We start from the raw sequence: 24,524 nt of genomic DNA, 5'->3' as shown, positions 1-24,524 counted from the left end.
TTAGTCTTAACCTCAAAACTGTCCCACCGAATGGAATTCAGCCGTTAACCTATTGCAGTACTACTTATTCAGTTGGACGCTGCCAAAAGTTAACTACACCTTTTTCGACATGCACTGGGCCTATGGGCTGAGCCTTAAGGAACAGCTCCCAATCGGACGACCAGTTATCAATAAACGCCCCTTTTTTGGTCTCATAGGCTGCCGCCTTTAATCGCTCGACGAGGGGGATTCGCGTACCGGGTTTAGATAATGTCAGGTAGGTCGTCGTGGTTTTATAGTCGAAAACGCGGTGCATATTATCACAGTTTACCGCAGACTTTTCACATCCATAGTTCAACGCGCCATCCGAACCAAACAATAAATCGACCTCTCCCTCCGCCAACGCTTTAACCGCCTCAGGCCAAGTAGCAAATTCAAAAGTGTTGAGCCCTTTTTCCTCTGCAATATCTTTGCGATAATCGTGTGCAAGCACGGCAATTTTGGTTTGTTTGTCGATCTCATCCAAGGCGTTCAATTTAGGAAAAGCCTTGTCTCCGAATAAACCGTGAATCCCACGAGTAATCGGCGTAATCCAATGCAGATGCGGCTCTCGCTCTGGGGTGCGAGTCAATGCAAAGGCGATAACGTTAGACTTTTGTTCCGATTCACGCATGATGCGCTCCCAAGGCGCGGCAAGTATGGGCTTTTTGATACCTGCTCTTTGAAGAACTTGCTCTACTAATTCAACCGCATATCCTTCTGGTTGGCCCTGGCTATTCAGTTGGCTAAACAAGGGTTCAGGGGAAGTAATCACCCAGATATCATCAACGATGACGTCCTCCAATTCAAACCCGAAACCGACGATACCCTCAGCAACCGTGACGTTGGCTGAAAAATCACTGAGCGAAGGCAGCCACCGAGCATGAAGATTAAGAAAATCAACAGAGCGTTTAAATGCAATTGCAGCGTTGGCTAACTTTTCAGCTACCTCTGTGTTTTCCTCCATTTTAGGCATGGCGATGTAACTGTAAAACACTTCAATTACCGGTCCTTGCCGTAAGGTAGCGCAATCTAGCTGGGCACGATTACATATTGCATTTACCCCCACCTCTGAGAATAAGATGCCATCAACGGTATCGTTCAGAAGCGCAGTGATGGCATCTGCCCAACTATCAAGGGCGATAATTTTGCCCTCGTAGCGTTCTTTGAGAAGTTGGTGCCGATAGTCCTCTTTCAGCACTGCAACGGACCGTAAGCTTTGCAACGTCGTCGCATTAGACGTCATAACAGAATCACTTCGCGTGTAAATGCGAATGGGGTTAGCATTGATAGGCGTTATCCAATGATAATCCTGCTCCCTCGCTGGTATGCGGACTAACCCGGTGGTCACTTGAAAAGGCTGGGAGTGAAGCTGGCGTTGGCTTTGTTCAAATGGCAACTGAAAAAAAGTAGCGGTGTATCCGGCTTCTTTTGCGATAAGTCGGGCTAGCTCGACCGAATAACCCGTCGCTTTGCCGTCCGTGCCTTTTTCACTGAACACGGGCAAAGGAGAACTAAAAACATTGATGGTCTTGGCGGTAGCCACAGAACAAAATGCCAAAAGCCAGGCTAGCAGAGCCAGCCCGGTTAGTCTTTGAAATCGGTAATCAACTACGCCAATGGCGTTTCGAGTTTCCAATTCAGGGTCTGCCCAGCAAAGAATGGAACCATATCCGTGCCATCTGCAAGTGTTACCTCTCCTGGTACTTGCCAATCTTGCTCGACCAAAGTGATCGTGCCTTCATTTTCGGGTAAACCATAAAACGCAGGGCCAAACTCACTCGCAAAACCTTCGAGTTTGTCGAGTGCGTCGAGTTGGTCAAAAACCTGCGCATAAAGCTCTATTGCACTCCACGCACTGTAACAACCCGCGCATCCACAGGCGTTTTCCTTTTTGTGCTTCGCATGAGGCGCTGAGTCGGTACCGAGAAAGAACTTAGGCGACCCAGATTTCACGACCTCTTGCAAGGCCAATTGGTGAATATTGCGTTTCAATACCGGTAAACAATAATTGTGAGGGCGAACACCGCCGACCAATAAGTCATTGCGATTTAGCAATAGATGTTGAGGTGTGATGGTTGCGGCGACATGACTGCCAGAAGCCAAGACGAACTCTGTCGCATCTTTTGTCGTAATGTGCTCGAAAACAATTTTCAATCCCGGGAAAGTTGCGACAATCTTCTCGAGGTACTGGTCGATAAATTCTTTCTCTCGATCGAATATATCGATGTGGTGTTCCGTTACTTCACCGTGAATCAATAACAATAACCCTTGCTCTTGCATCGCTTCGAACACTGGGTAGAGCGCCTCAATACCTGAAACCGCCGCATCTGAGTTTGTTGTGGCTCCGGCCGGGTACAATTTACATGCTGTTACTCCAGCCTGCTTTGCCTCGGCTATATCAGCCGGCGTAGTATCGTTAGTCAGATAAAGTGTCATCAATGGTTCAAAATGACTACCTTGAGGCCTAGCATCGAGAATTCTCGCTTTGTAAGCCATCGCGTGTTCAGCCTTCGTTACCGGTGGCACCAAGTTAGGCATCACGATGGCCCGCGCGAAACACCGAGCCGTTGCCGGCACAGTTTCTTTGAGCATATCGTCATCTCTAAAGTGTAAATGCCAATCATCCGGCGTTTTGATCGTTAACTTACGCATTGACTCTTGTTCCTCACTACAAACTTGATTCAAGACTGAAAAAACTTCTGCACGTAACCATGGTGCAAAAAGGATACTTAAGTCTAACACGACCTCAAAAAATCAGTGAGCGAAAGCGCGATTATTGTGCACTTTGATCAACGAAAATAAACTGACTGATATCAAAACCAAGTTCGGTTGCTTTGTCTAACAGCTCATTTTTTACTTCATCGGATATTGTAGGAGTGCGCGCCAAAATCCATAAATAGTCGAAATCTGGTCCGCTGACCAAAGCATACTCATAGCCTTTTTGGTCAAGAGCAGCAACAACGTAACTGGCGTAGAAAGGGCCAAAGAAAGAAACTTTTAAATGCCCAGTGTTTTCATCTGACACGAAGTAAGCACGGCCCTCTGCTTCATCCCAACTATCACTTTTGGCACTATATCCTCTATTGAGCACCTTAATGCCGCCGTCCTCTCGTTTGGAATAGGTCGCAGTCACGCGACTTAAGCCCCGTTCAAAACTGTGGTCAAATCTCGCTATTTCGTACCAAGTACCGAGGTAACGGTCTGAATCAAAGGGGGTTACCGGCTCTACGCCGTCGGGTATCGATGTACAAGCGTTTAACAACAACACACAAACCAATACTAAAAATCGCATTTGAATAAACTCTTTGGATAAACAAGCTTATACTTGTAGTCAGTAAAACTGGTTTATATGCGATTAAACAGGAGTATCAATGCTAAAAGGAATACATCACGTCGCTATCATTTGCTCGGATTATCAAACATCTAAAGCGTTTTATCGCGATACTCTTGAATGTGAAGTAATAGATGAAAATTATCGCGCAGAAAGGGATTCGTATAAGTGTGATCTGCGGTTACCCGATGGCAATCAAATCGAATTATTTTCTTTCCCAGGTGCGCCAGTTAGGCCCTCTGGTCCCGAGGCGCAAGGGTTACGCCATTTGTCTTTTCGCGTGTCAAACGTGCAGGCCGCCGTCGACTGGCTATCGGAAAAAGGCGTAGACTGTGAGCCGGTAAGAATCGATCCCTATACGGGCAAAGCCTTCACTTTTTTCAAAGATCCAGATAACTTACCCCTTGAACTGTATCAAGTAGATTGAAGCCGATATACATCGGCCTCAGCCGTTCTCAAGCATTTAAGCTCGTTGGTCAAGTAAAGCCAAAGCCCCCAAAATACCCACCTTGTCTCCCAAATCCGGCAAACAAAGGATGTCTTCTAGGTTAATGCCTTCAGGAAAAGCAATATACCCACCGAGTTGCTCTTGTGTTGCAACGACGACCTTATCGAGCAAACCTGGTTTTTGCATTACACCGCCACCAAAAATGATTTTATTTGGGCTAAAACACAGCATCAAGTTTCGACATACTTGCCCCATCACAAAAGCAAAGCTGTCCCAAGCTGGGTGTTCATCGCCGAGTTCATGGGCTGGTGTTCCCCAAATTTTTCCAAGTGCCGCACCTGATATTAATCCTTCAGCGCAACACTCATGAAAAGGACATGTTCCTGTTTGCCCTTCGGGGGCCACGACGACCATATGGCCTATTTCTGGATGGGTGACACCGTGTAGTGGCTTGCCGTTGATCACGACACCTCCGCCAAGACCAGTGCCTACTGTGATATAGACAACTGACTCACAACCTTTAGCAGCACCCCACTTGTACTCTGCCAAAGCTGGCGCATTGACATCTGTATCTATGGTGACTTCAATGCCCAGGGCGTCGCGGATAACAGGCGCAAATGGCGTATGTGACCAACCCGGTTTAGGCGTTTTACTAAAATATCCCCATTCGTTAGATTGAGGATCAAGTATGATAGGACCGAATGATGCAATACCGATCTGTTTGATGTCATAACCTGCTTGCATCTGATTTTCAAAGAAGGCGATACAAGCCTCAATCGTTTCTTTCGGCATCAACGTCGGTATGCGTTGCTGAGCGACTATCTCTCTCTCTCTAGTGACAATAGCGCAATTGAATTTGGTTCCACCGGCTTCAATTACGCCGTAATACGGTTGCTCAAGCGCCATATTCTGATGCCTCTATCTTGTTCAATCGATTTTGTGTGGGGTTTTTCACTAAGTTGTACAACAAGCCCAAAAATAAAATAAACGCGAATACACTTGCTACGATAAACCCGTATTTTGCGTCGCCTCCATAGGTATCACTGATCAATCCCATGATGAGCGGACCTGCCGCCGCCCCAGCAGCAGTAAAAAAAAGAATGACGCCAGCCACAGATCCGTGCTGATGTTTCGGAAAGCAGCTAATGCCCTTTGAATTGAATGTCGGGTAAATCACCGACATGAAAATACCGCTGAGAGGGAAGGTAAACAAGGCTATTTGTTTGCCGCCAACCAGCCCTACAACGAAACAACCGAGAATGGCAGCGCTGAATAATGCAAGTACCAGTGTCCAATTGAAGCGAGCCATCATCCATATACCAACAAAACGCCCTGCCGCTCTTAGCGCAAAAAACACAGCAACAGAGTAAATCGCTAGCCACTGGGTAGATTGATTGGTGTAACAATCGTAGGCAGCCGAGGTACTTGTTGCATCACACACTAGATAGCTTGGCATCCACACATAAATGGCACTTTCAGCGGCAACATAGAGAAAAGCGCCGACAGAAAAGCCCATTGCGTAGGGATCTTTGAGCAATTTTAAGCTATCACCAAAGGAAACCTTGTCTTTTGCTTTTTGATCTACATGGTGCTCGGGATAATTCACCAAGCTTGCTGCGACAATCAATAGGGTGCACATCCCACCCGCAATCACATAAAGCCATTGCCACGAGACGCCTTGCCTCACCAAGTACGCTACAATCAAAGGGCCGATAATCGCGCCGACGCCAAAAAATGCCTCTGCTCCGTTCATAGTGGACGTATGCTGTTTAGTGGAATTAGATATATCGCCGATCAGTGCCAGTGCCCCTGTTTTAAAAATACCTACAGCGATACCTGACAACGTCATCAAACTCACAATCACGACAAAATTATTGGCCGCTAGAAAACCGTAACAAGCAGCTGCAAAGACCATTAGACCAAGAATAATCGTCTTTTTACGACCAAATTTATCGGCTAGAAACCCTAAGAACAAACCAGATAAAGCGATGCCAAGCATAGGTAAAGAGTGCATCAAGCTAGCTTGAGCATTGGTAACCGAAAAGGCGACCTTTACCTCTTTGATGATTTCGCCAATGGAGTCTGATGTCATCGCGAACATCATGAACATAAGATACGTAAGCCAGCGGATTACGCGAATATTTTGGTCACTAACAGGCATAGTTTCTAACCTATAAAAAGCGGTAAATAAACATCGCCAAGCAGCTTACTTGGCGATATTCACTCTAAAAAAGAGGAGTGCAAGGCACTCCTCAAGCACGGGACACTTTATTCGAAAGTGTATTTAAGTGATAGCGTTGTAGTTCGGCCGTTAAGTGGTCTTGCGCGAATGATATCGCCCACTGCAGCAGAACCTTCTTCTGACTCGGTAATGACAAATTCGTCAGTCGCATTATTGACGTTAAGTGAGACAGAGAATTCATCAGAGATGTACCAGGTCGCAAACAAGTTGACGATGTTGTAAGCATCCTGTTTTAGCTCGTTACTGTCTTGAACATAGTACTCAGTTGAACCTTGCAACGCGGCGCCCACAGTCACATTTTCCAATTGGTATTGCGGTACGATTGTCCAAATGACATCAGCTTGACGACGTGGCGTTCTGCCTACCAAATCAGGATTGAATCGATCTGCACTGATTTCCGCGTCAGTCCAAGTTAGGTTACCGTTAATCGAGAAAGCATCATTGAAGGCATAGTTACCCTCAAGTTCAAGGCCCGTTGCTTCGTATTCACGAATAAATGTCAAGCCACTGGTCACCTCTGCCTGAGTATCTTCTGTTACCGTATCGAACAAGGTAGCGTTAAAAACGAAACCTGGCTTCGCATATTTGAAGCCAATCTCTAGTTGCTTCGTTTCATCAAAACCCGAAGTCGTGCTAGTAAGGCTGCCATCAGAATTTAGCGTACCGGCGATTTGTAACAGACGGTCAGCTATCGCTCGGCTACCTTTACTGTATCGCGCGAAAAGCGTTTTACTATTGTCTAGAAGATAAGAACCACCGAGTGAGTATGAGGTATTGGACGCGTCATAGTTAACAATCTGACTGCCCGCACCGGCGCGATTTAAATTGATAACACCACCGCCAAAGCCAAAACCATTACTCGCTGACGCATCCTCAGCATTGCCGTTTATTTGACCGTCGCCATTGAGGTCAAAGTCGGTATTACCGCCGCAACAGCTGCTAATTAGCTCGCCATTTGCATCAACCGTATCATGGCGCACACTCACGTCGAACAACCAGTTTTCACCCACTTCAAAGCCCACGTTCATGTAAGGCGCGGTAGTGGTGTAGTTCAGGTCCCAGTTCCATGACAAGAAACTAGGCGCCCACAAGCCATTGTCAACCAAAGCATTACCGTCTGCATCGACAATGTGTAGATATTGTGAGTCTGTGCCATCAACAGTTTGAATAAAGGTAGGCCAGCTATTCCAACTAGTGGCGATATCTTGTTTTGAGTAATAGTAACCAACGGTCAAAGACACACCATTGTCGAACTCTTTGCGTAGGCTTAGGTCATTGATCATGTTACCAAGATCGTTGATTGACGTATCAAATAACAAATTGAGGAATGCCAGACCGTTGTATTGGTCACCTGCACCAGGGCCATTCGCCAAAGTCACAGTTGTGCTAGAGCAGTTGAATGCGTTGCCATCACCGTCTAATGCGGAGGCACAGATTGCAGCCGCCATGCTATCAGCCGATTGTGGACCATAGGCACCGAATGTATCGGTAAATGGAGAGATAAAACCGCCACTAACATCACTGATACGGAATTTGTTGAGCAAGAACAATTCAGGTGCAACTTCTAGGTCTGCCTCAAATCCAAAGGACTGCACGTTAGATTCAATACCATCAGTTAAATCGCGGTTGCGAGGGTTACCATAGGCATCAAACGTCGAGATATTGGTCGTGTAAGCTGAATGGAGCGTCTCACTCGAAGCATCGAAATTCGCAACGGGGCCATATTGACCGTTACTTTCAACTAATACAGGCGCTGGCAAGTATGTTGTGACGCGATCGTCTAGGTTTTTGTAGTAAAAACGTAAGTGGCCATTGTCCAGCACTTTAGTAATGTTGAACTTGACTTGTCCACCTTGGTCACCATTGAAACCAGTATCTCTAGGGCCTTCTCCGCCGCGAGCAAAACCGCCTATGTGAAAATACAAATCGTCGCTTATCTCTCCACCATATGCGAAGTCTAAACGAAACTCTTCGTAATCAAGTCCGAACGTAGTACCAATTGCCCCACCACCTAATTCGCCGGTGTTGCTGATCATGTTAATAACACCACCTGGTGAGTTACTGGCAAAAGTTGAAGCAGAACCACCGCGGACAGATTCAATGCGATTCACTGACCAGTCGTAACGCAGGAAGTTGTCCGCATTACCAAAGTTAATGTCACCATACTCGAGAACAGGCAAACCATCTTCGTGTAGTTGCATAAACTTAGAACCACCTGTGGCAAGCGGAATACCACGAATAGTAATGTTGGCATTACCGCCACCGCCCGAAGACTCAGCTCGAATACCTGGAAGAGAACGGAAAGCTTCTGCGGTGGAGCGCGGAGCAAGTTTCGCTATGGCTTCATCGTCAAGTGCACTGACGGAAACACTCGCCTCTTGCATAGTTGCACCAGCAGGTGCTGCGGTTACAACAATACTTTCCCATTTATTTTTGTCCTCAGCTGCATTTGGCGCCTCCGCTTCTTGTGCCAATGCATTGCCGCTAAGAATAAGTGCGATCGTACTACTCAACACTTTTTTGTTAGTAAATACATTCATAGTTTTCATTCCAGGTTCCGGTGTTTATTACCTGAGTGTGCTACTCAAGCTTCTCTCGCCCAGAGACGACAACTTACTCAAACATTACGTTTATGCTAAGCCTACATCAATTTGGGCATTTCGATGGCTGTTTTGAAAAGTATTCATCTTCCTAGTGACTTAACTATTTGCAAAAACAACTTAATCGTTTAAGATCAAGTTAGCAAATAAATTTACAGCTGTAAACGGGATGTAAAAAACTTTTTTTGGACTATCCTGATATCAGCGGGGTTAACTAGCTTAATCGTTTTACGCGAAAGGTATGGACATATTGTATGAACTACGCTGCTGACAGTGGGCTTTGCCTGACACGAATTCTTAACAACCTTGATTTGAATATGTTAACAAATCAAGAACGTACGCTATTTACTGAAAGGCTTGATGAGCATTTTGATGCCTTGTTCGATTGTTACACTCGTGTATATGGCGGCCAATATGATTGCTATTTTCACCTTGAACATTTGATAAAAAACCTCGCGGATGGCTTTAAAAATCGCAAAGCCAGTTTAAAGAAGTTGGACCAGAAAAGAGCGTCTGAACAACTTTGGTACAAAGACGAGCAGCAAGTGGGTATGGCCTGTTATGTCGATTTGCTTGGGCCAAGGCTGCATGACCTGATAGGTAAGATCCCCTATTTTCAATCATTAGGTATCACCTATCTGCATTTAATGCCGCTTTACGAATCACCGGAAGGAGACAGTGATGGCGGTTATGCGGTGTCGAACTATCGAAAAGTGAATCCGACGTTAGGTTCGATGACTGATTTACGCAAACTGGCAGATGCCCTTCAAAAAGCTGGGATCAGCCTAGTTTTGGATTTTGTATTCAACCATACATCAGATGAACACGACTGGGCCAAAAAAGCATTAGCGGGCAATCCTACTTATCAAAACTATTACTACTTGTTCCCTGACCGACATGAACCTGATCAATATGAGCAGTCTCTTCGGGAAATTTTTCCACAAGTTAGGCGGGGCAATTTCACGTGGAACGAACAAATGCAACAATGGGTTTGGACAACGTTTAACAGCTTCCAATGGGATCTGAACTACGCCAACCCTGAAGTATTCAATGCCATTACATCTGAGATGCTGTTTTTAGCGAATGTGGGTTGCGCCGCATTGCGCTTAGACGCCCTTGCGTTTATTTGGAAAGAAAAAGGCACCAACTGCGAAAATCAACCTCACGCACATACTTTGATTCAAGCGTTTAATCGTTGCCTACAAATTGTCGCACCCGCCGTCGTATTTAAGTCTGAAGCTATCGTTCATCCCGATGAGGTCGTTAAATACATCGATAAAGACGAATGCCAATTGTCATACAACCCGCTGTTAATGGCATTAATTTGGAACAGCCTTGCAACACGCAAAACGCGCTTACTCAATCAGTCAATGCGTAAGAGTTTTGCTATATCTGACCAAACGGCTTGGGTTAACTATGTACGTTGCCATGATGATATCGGTTGGACTTTTGATGATGATGTAGCCTATGAACTCGGTATCAACCCTCATGATCATCGTCACTTCCTCAATCAGTTTTATACCGGTAGGTTTGAAGGCAGTTTTAGCAATGGTGTTGCTTTTGGTGAAAATCCGACAACAGGTGATTGTCGAGTTTGTGGCTCTCTCGCCTCTTTGTGTGGGCTAGAAGCTGCGTTAACTGAGCAAGATGAAAACGCCATCAAGAGCGCAATCAAACGTATCATGCTGGTCCATGGTATCGTTTTCAGTATAGGCGGTATTCCATTGTTGTATTCAGGGGATGAGCTTGGTTTGTTAAATGACTATCGCTATGAAGAGGATGAGAGCAAAGCGCACGACGCTAGATGGGTACACCGCGTATCAGTGGAAGCGTCAGATATTGCATTGGCACAGGCCTCAGAAAAAGACACTGGCCATGATCTGATAACTGCGACCAAACTCAGTATATTCAAAGGTCTACAAAAACTTATTCATATTAGAAAAGCCCACAAGGTATTTGGCAACGCCCCTACTGACATCATCGAACTCAACAATCAACACTGCTTTGGTTTTAAGCGTCACAGTTCATGTGGGCAGCAGTTGACTGTGCTTTCAAACTTCAGCGAACAGCCTCAAACCATCAACGTGGCTTCGATAATGCAATCTGATAACACCCAATTCCAGTCTTTGATTGACGATAACGCATTGTCGTTGAAACAAAGCTTGATAACACTCGAGCCCTATGAACAAAAATGGTTGTTAAACAACCACTAACGGAGTTGTGCCAAACACCAACTCACGGCGGTGTTTGGCTATTTGAGCTGTAGATTTTTAATTCCAAAAAAGCACTTCATCTTTTACATCCTCAACTATAATTAGACGAAGGCATGTGTTCACACATGTGAGCCTTGATAGTTGCCAGTGGACGGTTATTCGATAAACAAGGGAGGATGAGAAATGCCCCATTTAAAGGTGCATGAATTTATGTGTCCCTGCTGTGGATATATAAACAGGGTGAGTCACAATGTTCTGGGCGACAAGTACAAGGAACAAGCTACACGGTGTGCCAGTTGTAACAGCTCTTTGGAAATCATTGTAGCAGATGGGATCGGTGATGAAATCAATCTAATTGTGACCTCATCACCTGATACAAGCTCCCGTTGATTCGGGTTAAGAGAAGAACTCTCTGCGCAAGTCTTTATCTTCTAAAAATGCGCCACCTAACGCCGAGGTTTTCGTGTATGAATTGGTATCGCGAATACCTCGTGCTTTCACACAATAGTGGGTAGCGTTAATCGAAACAGCCACGTCTTGAGAGCCGGTAAGTGCCTGCAGCGCAACTAACACTTGCTGAGTTAGGCGTTCTTGTACCTGCGGTCGCTGTGCGAAGAAACCGACTAACCTATTGATTTTCGATAAGCCAATGACTGTCCCTTTGGGGATGTAAGCGACAGATGCAGTGCCATCGATTGTGACAAAATGATGCTCACAGGTACTCGTCAAGCTTATATCTGTGACCTGAACTGGCTGTTCGATCTGCATTTTGTTTTCAATTTGGGTGATTTTTGGAAACTTGCGGTAATCTAGCCCTGAAAATATTTCATCGACATACATTTTAGCGATGCGACGAGGTGTCTCAGTTAAGCTGTCGTCCTCAAGGTCTAACCCAAGAGTTTCCATGATGTCTGACATTGAAGCTTCGATACGACGGCGTTTTTCATCATCTGAAAGATGGTTCTCGGTCATTGGTGTTTCAAGGCCAGCCTTCACTAAGGCATCTCTCACCAATACAGCTTCTTTTGATAATGAACGCTCAAGTGCATCGCGCACAACTACTGCTTCTTTTGCTAACATTAATCCTTTCCGATAAATCTATAATAGGCCTTATACGTACAAACCACCGAATAAGGTTTAGTCGAACCACTTTTACTTTAACCTATACTGCTTTCGCCAAACTTTTATGCAAAGCAACATAGCAACCACAGTCAAGAGGTCAAACAGTGACAGCACCCGTACTCATAACAGGAGGCGCCCAGCGCTTAGGACTGGCCGTAGCAAAATCACTACTCTCGCAATCGATACCCGTGATAGTGACTTACCGGACTCACAAGCCTGCCGTGGATGAGTTAGCCAAAACCGGAGCAGTCACACTGCAAGCTGATTTTAGCACTCAAGCGGGTATAGAGCGAGCAATTGTCGAAATTCGCGGTGTAAGCCAGCATCTTCGAGGCATCATTCACAATGCATCAGACTGGGATGCAGAATCAAATGGCGTAGCGCCAGATGTATTACTAGACAAGATGATGCGCGTGCACGTTCAAGCGCCTTACCAAATTAATTTGGCGTTTGCCAAAACACTACAAAACAACGCCGGGTTTTCGGATATCATCCACATGACGGATTTTGTGCAAGACTGCGGGTCTGCGAAACACATCGCTTACGCGGCAAGTAAAGCTGCATTGCACAACTTAACCTTGTCTTTTGCCAGAAAACTCGCGCCCAACACCAAGGTCAACTCCATCGCTCCCGCATTGGTAATGTTTAATGAATGGGATGACAATGCCTACCGTGAAAAGGCCAAGAAAAAATCATTATTAAGGGAAGTTCCCGGCGCAGACGAAGCGGTTAAGGCGGTTAATTATTTACTCAACTCAGATTATGTAACGGGGCAAACCTTGCATTTGAATGGGGGAAGACACCTAGTTTTACCCTAGAGTTTGAATAATCAGTCACACGATGAAAACTTGCTGATATAATTTCTCCATCCATATTTTGATAAAACAATGACTATGCAACTCATTCCTGAATGGCATCCCGCGGATGCCGTTGTATTAGCTTGGCCTACTGAGCAAACGGATTGGGCGCCATGGCTTGAGCGCGCGCAATCGACTTATGTCAAATTAATCGAGGAAATCAATGCTGCCAATGCGGGAGTCATCTTACTGTGTGCAGAAGCAACAATCCCGCGCGTACGACAATTACTTCGTCCAGAGCAACGGGTATTGATTGTATCTGCACAATATAATGACACCTGGGTTAGAGACTATGGCTTTCTGACAGTTGCCGCTAAACCACACAATCGTCCAATTGAGTTCGTTTTTAACGGTTGGGGCAACAAATTCGATGCAACATTAGACAATCAGGTAAATCAACGTTATCTGGCACAGATGTGCCTTGCACCCATCGTTTCTAGCCGCATGGTGGCGGAAGGTGGTGCTTTGGAAATTGATGGGCAAGGCCACTTGCTATCGACAGCGTCTTGTTTATTTAATCCCGAACGAAATGGCAGTGCTACAACAGAAGATTATAGTGCTGAGTTTGCGCAGCTAATTGGGCAAGCGCAATTCACAGTCTTCGAAAATGGTCATCTTGAAGGCGACGATACTGATGGGCATATCGATACGTTAGCGCGGTTTACGCCAAACAAAGGCATCGTCGTACAGGCCAGCCGAAATCGCCCAGACGATAAACATTTTGCTGGATTAGAGGCGTTGGTCGACGAATGTAACAGTTTGCTCAATGACCATGAAGTTTTTACCCTACCATTACCCTTTATTGAAAATGAAGATGGCGAAAGGCTACCTGCTTCATATGCCAATTATTTAATTTGCAATAACAAGGTGCTGGCGCCTGTCTATAACCAACCTGAGGACGAAGCTGCTATAGAGACGCTGAATCAAGCCTATCCAGAGCACGACATTGTGCCTGTTGATTGCAGTGTGCTTGTACAGCAATTTGGTAGCCTGCACTGTATTACGATGCAAGTACCAACTAATACGTTAAAACCTTCAGTTGTTAGCCAACTGCATAAAGGAGTCACGATTTATGAAGCCGAATAAATTGAAAGTTGGCTTAGTTCAACAAGCTGTTGCAGACAATGACAAAGCAACCAATTGGGCGAAAAGTGCCGCACATATTGCTCAGTTAGCAGCGGATGGCTGTGAATTGGTACTGTTGCAAGAACTTCACAGTACCCTTTATTTTTGCCAAGAAGAAGACACGGACGCATTCGACCTGGCGGAACCGATTCCGGGCCCCGCAACAGCGTTTTTCGGTGAGCTTGCGGCAAAGCACAACATAGTCCTAGTGACGTCTTTGTTCGAGAAGCGCGGTTCGGGTTTGTATCACAATACCGCTGTCGTCTTTGATCGAAGTGCGGAAATAGCAGGAAAGTACCGCAAGATGCATATTCCTGATGATCCGGGCTTTTACGAGAAGTTTTATTTTACTCCTGGTGATATGGGGTTTGAACCGATACAAACGAGTGTAGGTAAACTTGGGGTGCTAGTGTGTTGGGACCAATGGTATCCAGAAGCGGCCAGACTGATGGCAATGAAAGGCGCTGACCTACTGTTTTACCCAACAGCGATTGGTTGGGATATGCGTGATACAGAAGATGAGAGGCAGCGTCAATTCGACGCATGGCAGACTATTCAGCGGGCTCACGCTGTGGCCAATTCCCTACCTGTCATTGTTGCAAACCGCACAGGATTCGAAGCCTCCCCCGTAGAAGCTGACCCCGGCATACAGTTTTGGGGGCAAAGTTTCATTGCTGGCCCACAAGGTGAATTACTGACATCAGCAAGTGCTGACGGCGAAGAAACCTTATCGGTGGAATTGGATATGGCACGCACAGAACAAATAAAGCGCATTTGGCCTTACTTTAGAGATAGACGTATTGATGCCTATGACGACTTAACCAAACGCTGGAGAGATTGATCTCTCACGGTAAAGTAGGTGCAATGTGCACCTACTTCGTTACCACGTTTTTTGCCCCTTTGAGCAGTTGCTCTTTATCAATTTTCGCGGGCACTTCTACTCCTCGACGGGCCGCTGGCCTTGCTTCAATCGCATTCTTCCAACGAGTAAGGTGGTCCAACCCATCGATACTTACTCCAGACCATTCATAAGTGCGCACCCAACACCAATTGGCCATATCTGCGATAGAGTAATCACCGGCGAGATATTCACGCTCCGCTAAATGCCCGTCTAAGACTTCAAACAAACGTCGCACCTCGTTTTGGTAACGGTCAATTGCAGCGGGAATTTTCTCTTCAAAATAGCGAAAAAATACATTCGCTTGCCCCATCATGGGGCCGACACCGCCCATCTGAAACATCAACCATTGCAGCACGTTGGCTCGTCCCTTTGCATCGGTTGGCAAAAACTTCCCGCACTTTTCTGCCAGATAAATCATGATTGCCCCTGATTCGAAGACCACCAAATCGTCCGCGCCACGATCTCGAATAACAGGGATGCGTCCATTCGGGTTCATCGACAAAAAATCTGGTTGTTTTTGCTCGCCTTTCATCAAATTCGTAGGGAATACTGCGTACTCTAGTGCCATTTCTTCGAGGGCCACGGAAGCTTTCCAACCATTTGGGGTCGCAGCTGTGTAAAGTTCAATCATAGTGTCATCCTATTGTCTTATTACCAGCCACTAGGCTTTTGCGCTTGGGCGTTGATTAACTTCGTCATACCAGCGCTGCAAGTCTGTTTGGTCGTCGCCAATTCGAATTTTCATTACTCGAGCAAAATCGATGGCGCACAAGGCTGTGATATCGGCGATAGAGAAAGCCTCGCCCGCGATAAATGGATTATCGGCTAAACGCTTGTTGAGTAAATGAAGAAACTTAGACGCGTTGATACCCGCTTGTTGGCCGAATTCTGGAACAGGCGTCATGCGGTCTTTGAAATAGCCAGTTGTGTGTTGGAAACACATTCCAACTTGCATGAACAAACCAAATTCAACTTGGCGTTGCCACATGGCGATTTGCGCTTTCTCAAGCGCACTCGAACCCAACAAACTCGGCTCGGGTTGCAAGGCTTCAAAATAAGTACAAATCGCATCAGATTCACTGATACAGGTACCATCGTCCAGCTCTAGAATTGGCACCTTGCCAATTGGGTTTTTGGCCCGCATTGCTTTCGACAAATTCTCCCCTTTTTCGATGTCGACTTGCACATAATCCATATCAATAGCTTTCTCTGCTAGAAAAATGCGCACTCGGCGGGGAGTTGGAGCAGTGTTTGTTTCGTATATTTTCATCGGTTTCGCCTAAGCCCAAAACATGTAAATGAGTTGTTAACTCGATTAGGCTAAACTCTATTACGCAGACAAACAAATCATCCCTATTTTGGTCAGTTCATTCACTATTCTAATGGGAATTTCCGGAAGCACTGCATATAGTTAACCGACATATTGGTAGTCAAGTACCAGTGTTTTCTCAAGGGGTTCAATGCCACACCGGATTGCGACACCAAAGAAAAGTCGCTTCCGACCCACTGGACTAGTTCATCGGGTTTAACAAACTTGCGCCAATCATGGGTACCGATAGGCAAATACCTCATGATATATTCCGCGCCGAGTATGGCGACGAAGTAAGACTTCAACGTGCGATTGAGCGTGGCTAAAATGAGCAGGCCGCCGGGTTTGACGAGGTTTGCACATTGCTCAATCAATACCGCTTGATCAGGTACATGCTCAACGACTTCTGCATTGATAACGACATCAAATTGTCGCGCCTCTGCAACCATATCTTGTGCCATTTTGTGTTGATACGATACCAATACACCACTTTGAATTGCATGGGCTCTGGCTACTTCCACGCTGGTTGCAGATGCGTCGATACCAACCACTTCTGCCCCGAGTTTGGCCAGATTTTCACTGACGAGCCCACCTCCAGAACCAACGTCCAAAATAGATAAGTCACTCCACGGCCGTTGCAATGTCTGCGTAATGTGTTCAGTGAAATAACCCAAACGAGCCTGATTAAACTCAAGTGCCGTCTTAAACTTCCCATCGGGATCCCACCACTCTCTGGCCATTTCATTGAACTTGGCGATTTCATTGTCATCGATGTTTACTGGCTGGCTTAAACGGCTTTTATCCAACATACTAAATTTAACAACCTCTTTCTTGAATCCAGTGTGGGGGTCTGATTCCATTGCGATTTTATGGTATTGTGACTTTTACCGAAGTGGACAAATGTTAGATCAAAAACCCCACTTTTTCTCAATCTTCGAATGGAATGTTCTGCTATGGCAAACGCAAAAAATGTGCTCGGCCAACCCCTGAAATTGTGTTGCGGCAATTCTGGCTATACACGCGAAGGATTTTGTTATGTTCCAGAGAGTGATCAAGGTAATCACAGTGTTTGCGCTGTCATGACCGATGCCTTCTTGCAGTTTTCCCTTGGTCGAGGAAATGACTTAATGACACCACGCCCAGAATACGCGTTTGAAGGCTTGAAAGCAGGGGATAAATGGTGTCTGTGCGCCTTGAGATGGCTTGAAGCAGAGCTAGCCGGGTGTGCACCTTTGGTTGATTTAGATGCCACAAATGAAAAAGCGCTAGATGTGATTCCAATGGAGAAGTTGGCGCGTTTCGCTATTTAGGACTCATGCTCGGCGTTACTTTTGCTCAAGCTCGGCCATCTTCGCTTCCCAGTCCATTAGCTTTTGGGCCGTATTCGCGTCAATGTTTCCTTTTTGCTGGCTGACCCACCACTTTTCCATAATACGCACGTTTCTTTGGTTAGCTTTGAAGAATAGGTCGAATAGATCGCCTATAAAGGGAAAGAAGCCGATACCAAAATCGATAACCGCATTTCGCAACATGGCTGCGACTAAAGGCTGGGGTAATCCCATTCGTTTGCCCAGCCAGACGATTCTCAATGCAACAAATAGCATCAGTGCGTCGCCGACCCCAGGAATGAGGCCGATCAAAAAGTCCCAACCCAACTTAATATTGAAAATAGGTAGGGTATACGCAGTATCAAGGAAATTACCAAGCTTCTGAGCTTTTAATAACTCCTTTGGTGCTTTAACAGCTTCATTCGATGACAATTACTTTGGCGCTCCGAGTTTTTGTGCTTCAGCCGCACGAATGCGAGTGTCTGCTTCAACATGCCAACCATGGAGATTATCTTGTACGATGCCAAACAAGGCGTCAATGTGATTTGTGTTACTGTTTAGGGCAGGTATGTAACCAAACTTTTCACCACCCGATTCCATAAAGTATTCACAATTTTCCTCACCAATTTCTTCAATGGTTTCTAAGCAATCGGCTGAGAAACCAGGGCACACAACTTGTACAGACTTCACGCCCTGGCTAGGCAGTGACTTCATGGTTTCGTCTGTGTAAGGGTTTAACCACTCTTCACGACCAAAGCGCGACTGAAATGTCGTCATGTATTCATGGGCTTCGAGGCCGAGCCTTGCCGCTACCAAACGGCTCGTCTTGTAGCACTCACAGTGATAAGGGTCGCCGTTCAGCAAATAACGTTTCGGTATACCGTGATACGACATAACCAACTTATCCGCTCTGCCATGTTCTTGCCAGTAAGTTTCGATACTGGCGGCAAGCGCGTTGATGTAGCGCTCATCATCGTGATACTGATTGATAAAACGCAGTTCGGGAAGCCAGCGACGGCTGGTAAAATCATGCGCTAATGCGTCAAAGGTCGACCCCGTCGTTGACGCACAATACTGAGGATATAGCGGCAGCACGACGAGCTTTCTGACGCCTTTGGCCAACATATCATCGACGACATTGCTGACCGCAGGCTGACCATACCGCATGGCAAAATCAACGATGACATCATCACCATATTCCGCTTTGCATCTTTGAGCTAATGCCTCTGCTTGCGCTTTGGTGTGGACTAACAATGGTGAGCCTTCGTCACTCCAAACGGTAGCGTAGGCTTTCGCAGACCGTCGAGGACGGATATTGAGAATGACGAGATTGAGAATGCACCACCAAATTAGACGCGGCACTTCTACCACTCTGGGGTCAGATAAAAACTCTTTGAGATAAGGCCTAAGGGCCTTTTTGGTTGGTGCTTGAGGTGTACCTAGATTGGTAATTAGCACACCAATTTTGTCTTTTTGTTTATGTGTAAATTGCTGATTACTTTTGTATTTCATTTATAAACCTGAAAACGTTCTTTGCTAGCGGTCTGTCTACGAAAGAAATCGATATCCAGACCACTTGCAAAGTCACTAAGCCGGTTACGGCTGGTAATACGTGGCAGCACCAGGCCCAACTGGCATATTGAAAACAAAGACCCATAAGTAAAACAGTGCTGTCCAGCCGAGGATGAAGACCAATGAGTAAGGCAACATAGTTGCTATCAAGGTACCCATACCAATGTTCTTTTGATATCTCGCCGCCATAGCCAATATCAAACCAAAATAACTCATCATAGGCGAAATCACATTGGTAACCGAATCACCAATACGGTACGCGGCTTGAATCACTTCTGGTGCGAAACCAATTAGCATCAACATAGGAACGAATATCGGTGCTGTTACCGCCCATTGCGCCGATGCACTACCCAGTGACAAGTTGACGATGCCACACATCAAAATAAAGAAAATAAACACCGCTGGCCCATCTAGACCAATAGCTTGAAGTAGCGCGGCGCCTTTAACGGCCATTACTGTGCCTAAATTTGTCCACTTGAAGAATGCGACGAACTGCGCAGCAAAAAACACCAAGGTAATGTAGAGCCCCATTGCCCCCATGCTTTTGCCCATTGCATCGATAATGTCTCGATCATTTTTCATCGTGCCAGCGACGCGGCCATAAACAAAGCCAGGAATGGCAAAGGTGATAAAGATAAAAGCAACAATACCTTTTAGGAACGGAGAGCCTGGCACCCCACCCGTCTCTGGATTTCGCAAAATACCATTTTCAGGAACAATAGTTAGTGCCAACACACCACAAACTAGCACAAAAGCAAGACCGGCCATTTTCAGCGCTTTCTTTTCAAGTGCTGTTGGGGCTTCCATTTTCTGCTCGCCTAAATCAATCGATGCACCTTTCGGGTCGTATTCACCCAACCTAGGTTCAACCACTTTTTCAGTAACAAATGCCCCCATAATGGCAATCACAAAAGTACTGATAAACATGAAATACCAGTTAACTTCTGGGCCAACGACATAGTCTGGATCGATCATGTGCGCAGCCGACTCGGTAATGCCCGAGAGTAAAGGGTCTACCGTACCTAGCAGTAAGTTCGCGCTGTATCCAGCAGATACGCCAGCAAACGCAGCGGCTAAGCCCGCTAATGGATGGCGACCTAACGAGTGGAAAATCATCGCCGCCAAAGGTATCAATACCACATAGCCAAGTTCTGATGCAGTATTGGAAATAATACCCGCAAAAACAATGGCAAATGTCACCACTCGCTTAGACGCATTCATCACTAATGAGCGCATCGCCGTGGACAACAAACCAGAGTGCTCTGCAACAGATACCCCAAGTAGTGCAACCAATACCGTACCTAGCGGCGCGAAACCCGTAAAGTTTGTCACCAACCCCGTCACAATGCGTTGCAATCCCTCGGCACTCATGAGTGAAATCACTTCAATCATGCCATCAGCTTCTCTTCCCTTTGCGCCTTCTGGGCGGGGATCCGCAACTGCGACGTCAAAATAGCCAAGGATGCCACTGAGGATAACGATAAAGCACGCCAATAGAGCAAACAAGGTAACCGGATGAGGAAGTAAATTACCCAACCACTCAACCGTTGCGAGAAAGCGACTGAACCACCCTTGGTTCTTCACTTGTTGATTTTGTGTAGTTTGTTCTGTCAAACCAATCCCCTGTATTTATTATTTTGGTATGCCGTTATCGTCGACATTTGAAAAGCTAGTGTACACAAAAAAGCCGGTGACTAGCACCGGCTTTCTTCAAAGGTTCAGCCGAAGCGACTATTTACCGCTTTGCGCGTTCATATACCGGAAGAATTCACCATCGGGCTTCACAACAATAACGTCTTGTTTGCTGTTGAAGCTCGCTTTGTATGCATCCATACTGCGCCAGAAACTGTAGAACTCGGCGTTTTTAGAGTAAGCATCAGCGTAGATTTGAGCAGCTGTCGCATCTCCTTCACCGCGCAATTGACGAGCATTTCGCCCTGCATCCGCCAGCATTACCGTGACTTTTGCATCAATGTTCGCGCGAATGACTTCTGCTTGCTCTTGACCTTCAGAGCGATGCTCACGGGCTACAGCAGCTCGCTCAGCACGCATTCGCTGGAAAATTGAGTTACTGACTTCTGTCGGCAAGTTGATTTGCTTCACTCGAACGTCAACAATCTCAATACCTAACTCATCTGAAGATGTCGCAGCTTGTTCCATCGCTTGGTTCATTAATTCAGAACGCTCGCCAGAAACAATCTGTGGAATTGTACGTGTACCAAACTCTGAACGTAGGCCGTTATTCACTTTCTGCTCAAGTAGATTTTCAGCCACTAACTTATTGCCGCCCGAAGTAGACAAGTAGTAAGTTTCGAAATCCGCTATACGCCACTTAACGTAAGAATCGACGATTAAGTCTTTTTTCTCTGATGTAACGAAACGGTCTGGGTCACCATCAAGAGTTTGAAGACGCGCGTCTAGGTGACGTACGCTATCAATCAGCGGCCACTTGAAATGTAAACCAGGCTCGAAGACTACACTTTCACCAGAACTGGCGTCTTTCTTCACTTTTCCGAATTGGATAACGATTGCTTTTTCGCCTTCTTTCACAACAAAAAGCGAACCGGAAAGCAAGACTGCAATCGTTACTAAAATTGCGATACCAAAATTTTTCATGACCAATTATCTCCCTGATCTCGAGCGATCACTACGCAGCCCGCTGTTCGGGGAAGTCGTGCGAGGTACATCGACAGTTGTTGTGCCCTGTAAACCTTCAAGGGTACTACGAGAGCGAGCAGGTTGAGTGCCAGTCGGGCGATCCATAATCTTGTCTAATGGCAAATACATCATATTGCCACTACCTTCGCCACCGTCGACCATGATTTTACTCGTATTGCCAAATACTTGTTCCATGGTTTCTAGGTAAATTCGCTGACGTGTCACCTCTGGGGCTTTTTCGTATTGTGGAAGCAACTCAGAGAATCTCGCGACCTCACCTTGAGCTTCTAGAATGACCTGCTCTTTGTATGCGAGTGCTTCTTCATTCATACGATTAACTTGACCACGTGCTCTTGGCTCGATTTCACGCGCATACGCTTCTGCCTCACGAATGAAACGCTGTTCATCCTCTTGAGCAGAAATAGCGTCGTCGAAAGCGTCTTTGACCTGATCGGGCGGACGCGCATCTTTGAAGTTCATATCGATAATTGAGACACCTAGGTTGTAGGGCTCAATGATTGACTGTAATTCTTCCCAAACGCGTTGACGGGTTACTTCACGACCATCAGTCAGCACGTCGTCCATAGTAGAATGACCTACGACATAACGAATTGCACTGTCGAGCGCTTGGCTCAAACTGGTTTCGGGATTCGCGACAGCAAAGGTCCAGCGATAAGGGTCAACAACGCGATATTGCATCTCCATTTGAACACGAACGACATTTTCGTCTTCCGTTAACATCGAACCTGCTGAGGATTGATCGCGAATGGCTTGAACGTCTACAGGGATGACCGTGTCGATGAAGGTTGGTTTCCAACTCAAGCCAGGACCCACTTCTTTGTGGAACTGTCCAAATCTCAACACCACGCCCGATTCCGCTTCTTTGATGGTATAGATCCCGCTCACAGCCCATACAACGATAGGTAATATGAGGATGATGAGTAAGCCATAACCGCCAAGCTGCTTGCCAGCACCTCCGCTGCCACCGCCGTTTTTGCCAAACTTGCCAAACAAGTTTTTAAACACATCGTCAAGGTCAGGTGGTCCTTGATCTCGACCTCCGCGATTTTTCCACGGGTCGTTGTTATTACCACCCGGCTCATTCCAAGCCATGTTGATACTCCATAAAACAGTTGTTAATCAATAATACTGAAAAAGATACATTTTTGATTGAATTAATTGTAACTGAAACTGTATTAATGCTTCACTACAAAACCAGAAATCCCGCTATCTAAGCGTTTTTCCAATCGATTCCAATCCGCCGACGGCATGCGCACATCGACAACCCAGTCTCCCGTCGCGTCATACTCTTCGTTCGCGATACAATTAAGTTCATACAACACTCCGCGCAGGCGACTCTGGGCAGGCGGTATCTTTAAAGTGTAGCTCACCATACTCTCTGCAAGGCAATCTGTTAGCGCCTCTTGCAGGAGATGTGCACCTTCTCCCGTTCTAGCTGACAGCCAAACCCGAATAGGCCTACCTTCTTCATCTCTGTCAATACGCGGTGACACATCTTCTAATTGATCGATTTTATTACATACAATCAGCTGAGGAATCTCATCCGCATCGATTTCTTCTAATACTTTGTTTACCTCGTCCATGGTGTCGAGATAGTTAGCATCAGAGTAATCCACCACGTGAAGCAATAAATCCGCTTCCTGAGTTTCTTGCAGTGTAGCTTTAAACGCCGCGACAAGGTCGTGTGGTAGGTGCCGAATAAAACCCACGGTATCAGCTAATATCACTGGGCCGACTTCTCTCAGTTCCAACTTGCGAAGCGTTGGGTCTAGTGTCGCAAACAGTTGATCCGCAGCATAAACCGCTGAATCAGTGATGCGGTTAAACAGAGTCGATTTGCCCGCATTGGTATATCCCACCAGCGACAGCGTGGGAATTTCTGCTCGCTTCCGAGAACGCCTGCCTTGCTCACGCTGCTTTTGAACCTTTTCCAAACGCTTCAGAATGGTTTTGATTCTGCCACCGAGTAGACGACGGTCGGTTTCCAACTGGGTCTCACCCGGGCCCCGTAAGCCAATCCCGCCTTTTTGGCGCTCTAAGTGAGTCCATCCACGAATCAAACGAGTAGAAATATGCTTTAGCTGAGCGAGTTCGACCTGCAGTTTACCTTCATGAGTTCTTGCTCGTTGCGCAAAGATATCCAGAATAAGACCTGTACGGTCGAGTACTCGACATTTACAAATCGCTTCAAGGTTGCGCTCTTGAGACGGAGACAGAGCATGATTGAAGATAACGACATTCGCCTGATGAGCATTGACAGCCGCAGCTATCTCTTCTGCCTTGCCAGACCCGACAAAATACTTAGTGTGCGGCGCATTTCTTGAGGTCGTTAAGACATCTGCCGCTGTGACACCCGCCGACGAAACCAGCATCTCGAATTCAGCGAGATCCTCTTTACTATTTTCATCGGCAAAATTTACATGAACGAGAACAGCCTGTTCACCGGCTTCGTAACGGTCAAACAACAGACTGTTCCTTAATGTTATTCACCTTTGCTATTTTCAGAATCCCCCTGAGTAGAGCTAGGCATTGTGATTGCGCGCGCTGGCACAACAGTAGAAATTGCATGCTTATACACCATTTGGCTTACTGTGTTTTTCAGTAAGATGACAAATTGGTCAAATGACTCAACCTGACCTTGTAACTTAATCCCATTAACCAAATAGATGGATACCGGGATACGTTCCTTGCGTAGTGCATTTAGAAATGGGTCTTGTAGTGATTGCCCTTTAGCCATTGGATATCCTTTATTTTTTATTATCTTAAGGCGAATAAA

23 protein-coding genes are annotated in these 24,524 nt (G+C 46.1%); 6 read left to right on the top strand and 17 right to left on the bottom strand.

The window, feature by feature from the left end; genetic code table 11:
- Positions 1-64 precede the first annotated feature (64 nt).
- The 3 genes from AC27G9_RS17995 to AC27G9_RS17985 all read right to left on the bottom strand — a co-directional run bounded on the left by AC27G9_RS17995 (position 65) and on the right by AC27G9_RS17985 (position 3,313).
- A complete protein-coding gene (locus AC27G9_RS17995) occupies positions 65-1,657 on the bottom strand; it encodes a substrate-binding periplasmic protein (protein ID WP_487075863.1) in 1,593 nt (530 codons plus the stop codon).
- Complete coding sequence (gene pyrC / locus AC27G9_RS17990; RefSeq protein ID WP_487075862.1) at positions 1,630-2,673, bottom strand: dihydroorotase; 1,044 nt, start codon at positions 2,671-2,673, stop codon at positions 1,630-1,632. Before pyrC ends, AC27G9_RS17995 begins: the two co-directional genes overlap by 28 nt.
- Before the next feature lie 121 nt (positions 2,674-2,794).
- Positions 2,795-3,313, bottom strand: a complete 519-nt coding sequence (locus AC27G9_RS17985; protein ID WP_487075861.1) for a lipocalin family protein — start codon at positions 3,311-3,313, stop codon at positions 2,795-2,797.
- 79 nt (positions 3,314-3,392) lie between these two features.
- Between AC27G9_RS17985 and gloA2 the strand changes: the two genes are divergently transcribed.
- A complete protein-coding gene (gene gloA2 / locus AC27G9_RS17980; protein WP_487075860.1) occupies positions 3,393-3,779 on the top strand; it encodes an SMU1112c/YaeR family gloxylase I-like metalloprotein in 387 nt (128 codons plus the stop codon).
- Positions 3,780-3,815: 36 nt separating this feature from the next.
- Here gloA2 and AC27G9_RS17975 read toward each other — a convergent pair whose 3' ends face one another.
- From AC27G9_RS17975 to AC27G9_RS17965, 3 genes are all read right to left on the bottom strand, one after another.
- Positions 3,816-4,706, bottom strand: coding sequence for an ROK family protein (locus AC27G9_RS17975; RefSeq protein WP_487075859.1), 891 nt, complete (start codon positions 4,704-4,706; stop codon positions 3,816-3,818).
- A complete protein-coding gene (locus AC27G9_RS17970) occupies positions 4,696-5,910 on the bottom strand; it encodes an MFS transporter (RefSeq protein ID WP_487075888.1) in 1,215 nt (404 codons plus the stop codon). Before AC27G9_RS17970 ends, AC27G9_RS17975 begins: the two co-directional genes overlap by 11 nt.
- A 158-nt stretch (positions 5,911-6,068) precedes the next feature.
- The gene (locus AC27G9_RS17965; RefSeq protein WP_487075887.1) at positions 6,069-8,582 is read right to left on the bottom strand and encodes a TonB-dependent receptor domain-containing protein; all 2,514 of its coding nucleotides are present in this window, start codon (positions 8,580-8,582) and stop codon (positions 6,069-6,071) included.
- Positions 8,583-8,896: 314 nt separating this feature from the next.
- On the opposite strand from AC27G9_RS17965, the gene AC27G9_RS17960 reads away from it, so the two are divergent.
- Complete coding sequence (locus AC27G9_RS17960) at positions 8,897-10,855, top strand: alpha-amylase family protein (protein ID WP_487075858.1); 1,959 nt, start codon at positions 8,897-8,899, stop codon at positions 10,853-10,855.
- 396 nt (positions 10,856-11,251) lie between these two features.
- Here AC27G9_RS17960 and folE read toward each other — a convergent pair whose 3' ends face one another.
- Positions 11,252-11,935 carry a GTP cyclohydrolase I FolE gene (gene folE, locus AC27G9_RS17955; RefSeq protein WP_487075857.1) on the bottom strand — a complete coding sequence of 228 codons (684 nt, stop codon included), beginning with the start codon at positions 11,933-11,935 and terminating at the stop codon, positions 11,252-11,254.
- Positions 11,936-12,081: 146 nt separating this feature from the next.
- Here folE and folM point away from each other — a divergent pair, with 146 nt between their 5' ends.
- The 3 genes from folM (at position 12,082) to AC27G9_RS17940 (ending at position 14,800) form a co-directional block, all read left to right on the top strand.
- Positions 12,082-12,795 (top strand): dihydromonapterin reductase, encoded by a 714-nt coding sequence (folM, locus tag AC27G9_RS17950; RefSeq protein ID WP_487075856.1) that lies wholly within the window; start codon positions 12,082-12,084, stop codon positions 12,793-12,795.
- 75 nt (positions 12,796-12,870) lie between these two features.
- Positions 12,871-13,920 (top strand): agmatine deiminase family protein, encoded by a 1,050-nt coding sequence (locus tag AC27G9_RS17945; protein WP_487075886.1) that lies wholly within the window; start codon positions 12,871-12,873, stop codon positions 13,918-13,920.
- On the top strand, positions 13,907-14,800 hold the full coding sequence (locus tag AC27G9_RS17940; protein ID WP_487075855.1) for a carbon-nitrogen hydrolase: 894 nt from the start codon (positions 13,907-13,909) through the stop codon (positions 14,798-14,800). Before AC27G9_RS17945 ends, AC27G9_RS17940 begins: the two co-directional genes overlap by 14 nt.
- A 31-nt stretch (positions 14,801-14,831) precedes the next feature.
- Here the strand turns inward: AC27G9_RS17940 and AC27G9_RS17935 are convergent, their stop codons facing one another.
- From AC27G9_RS17935 to ubiG, 3 genes are all read right to left on the bottom strand, one after another.
- Positions 14,832-15,491: a glutathione S-transferase family protein gene (locus tag AC27G9_RS17935; protein WP_487075854.1), complete on the bottom strand. Its 660-nt coding sequence runs from the start codon at positions 15,489-15,491 to the stop codon at positions 14,832-14,834.
- Positions 15,492-15,521: 30 nt separating this feature from the next.
- Positions 15,522-16,130: a glutathione S-transferase family protein gene (locus tag AC27G9_RS17930; protein WP_487075853.1), complete on the bottom strand. Its 609-nt coding sequence runs from the start codon at positions 16,128-16,130 to the stop codon at positions 15,522-15,524.
- 104 nt (positions 16,131-16,234) lie between these two features.
- On the bottom strand, positions 16,235-16,978 hold the full coding sequence (gene ubiG / locus AC27G9_RS17925; protein WP_487075885.1) for a bifunctional 2-polyprenyl-6-hydroxyphenol methylase/3-demethylubiquinol 3-O-methyltransferase UbiG: 744 nt from the start codon (positions 16,976-16,978) through the stop codon (positions 16,235-16,237).
- A gap of 144 nt (positions 16,979-17,122) precedes the next feature.
- Here ubiG and AC27G9_RS17920 point away from each other — a divergent pair, with 144 nt between their 5' ends.
- The gene (locus AC27G9_RS17920; protein WP_487075852.1) at positions 17,123-17,479 is read left to right on the top strand and encodes a DUF2237 family protein; all 357 of its coding nucleotides are present in this window, start codon (positions 17,123-17,125) and stop codon (positions 17,477-17,479) included.
- A gap of 15 nt (positions 17,480-17,494) precedes the next feature.
- Here the strand turns inward: AC27G9_RS17920 and AC27G9_RS17915 are convergent, their stop codons facing one another.
- The 7 genes from AC27G9_RS17915 to hfq form a co-directional block, all read right to left on the bottom strand.
- Positions 17,495-17,929: a DUF4112 domain-containing protein gene (locus AC27G9_RS17915; protein ID WP_487075851.1), complete on the bottom strand. Its 435-nt coding sequence runs from the start codon at positions 17,927-17,929 to the stop codon at positions 17,495-17,497.
- On the bottom strand, positions 17,930-19,009 hold the full coding sequence (gene hemH / locus AC27G9_RS17910) for a ferrochelatase (protein ID WP_487075850.1): 1,080 nt from the start codon (positions 19,007-19,009) through the stop codon (positions 17,930-17,932).
- 84 nt (positions 19,010-19,093) lie between these two features.
- Positions 19,094-20,683, bottom strand: coding sequence for an AbgT family transporter (locus AC27G9_RS17905; RefSeq protein WP_487075849.1), 1,590 nt, complete (start codon positions 20,681-20,683; stop codon positions 19,094-19,096).
- Between the two features lie 117 nt (positions 20,684-20,800).
- The gene (gene hflC, locus AC27G9_RS17900) at positions 20,801-21,685 is read right to left on the bottom strand and encodes a protease modulator HflC (protein WP_487075848.1); all 885 of its coding nucleotides are present in this window, start codon (positions 21,683-21,685) and stop codon (positions 20,801-20,803) included.
- 6 nt (positions 21,686-21,691) lie between these two features.
- On the bottom strand, positions 21,692-22,840 hold the full coding sequence (gene hflK / locus AC27G9_RS17895; RefSeq protein WP_487075847.1) for an FtsH protease activity modulator HflK: 1,149 nt from the start codon (positions 22,838-22,840) through the stop codon (positions 21,692-21,694).
- An 83-nt stretch (positions 22,841-22,923) separates the two neighbouring features.
- Positions 22,924-24,213 (bottom strand): ribosome rescue GTPase HflX, encoded by a 1,290-nt coding sequence (gene hflX, locus AC27G9_RS17890; protein WP_487075846.1) that lies wholly within the window; start codon positions 24,211-24,213, stop codon positions 22,924-22,926.
- 17 nt (positions 24,214-24,230) lie between these two features.
- Positions 24,231-24,485, bottom strand: a complete 255-nt coding sequence (gene hfq / locus AC27G9_RS17885; RefSeq protein ID WP_487075845.1) for an RNA chaperone Hfq — start codon at positions 24,483-24,485, stop codon at positions 24,231-24,233.
- Positions 24,486-24,524 lie beyond the last annotated feature (39 nt).

It is taken from the genome of Alteromonas sp. 5NS40-0096, assembly GCF_057544385.1.
Note: the sequence above shows the minus strand (reverse complement) of the source record. Positions and strands in the feature narration are given on the sequence as shown.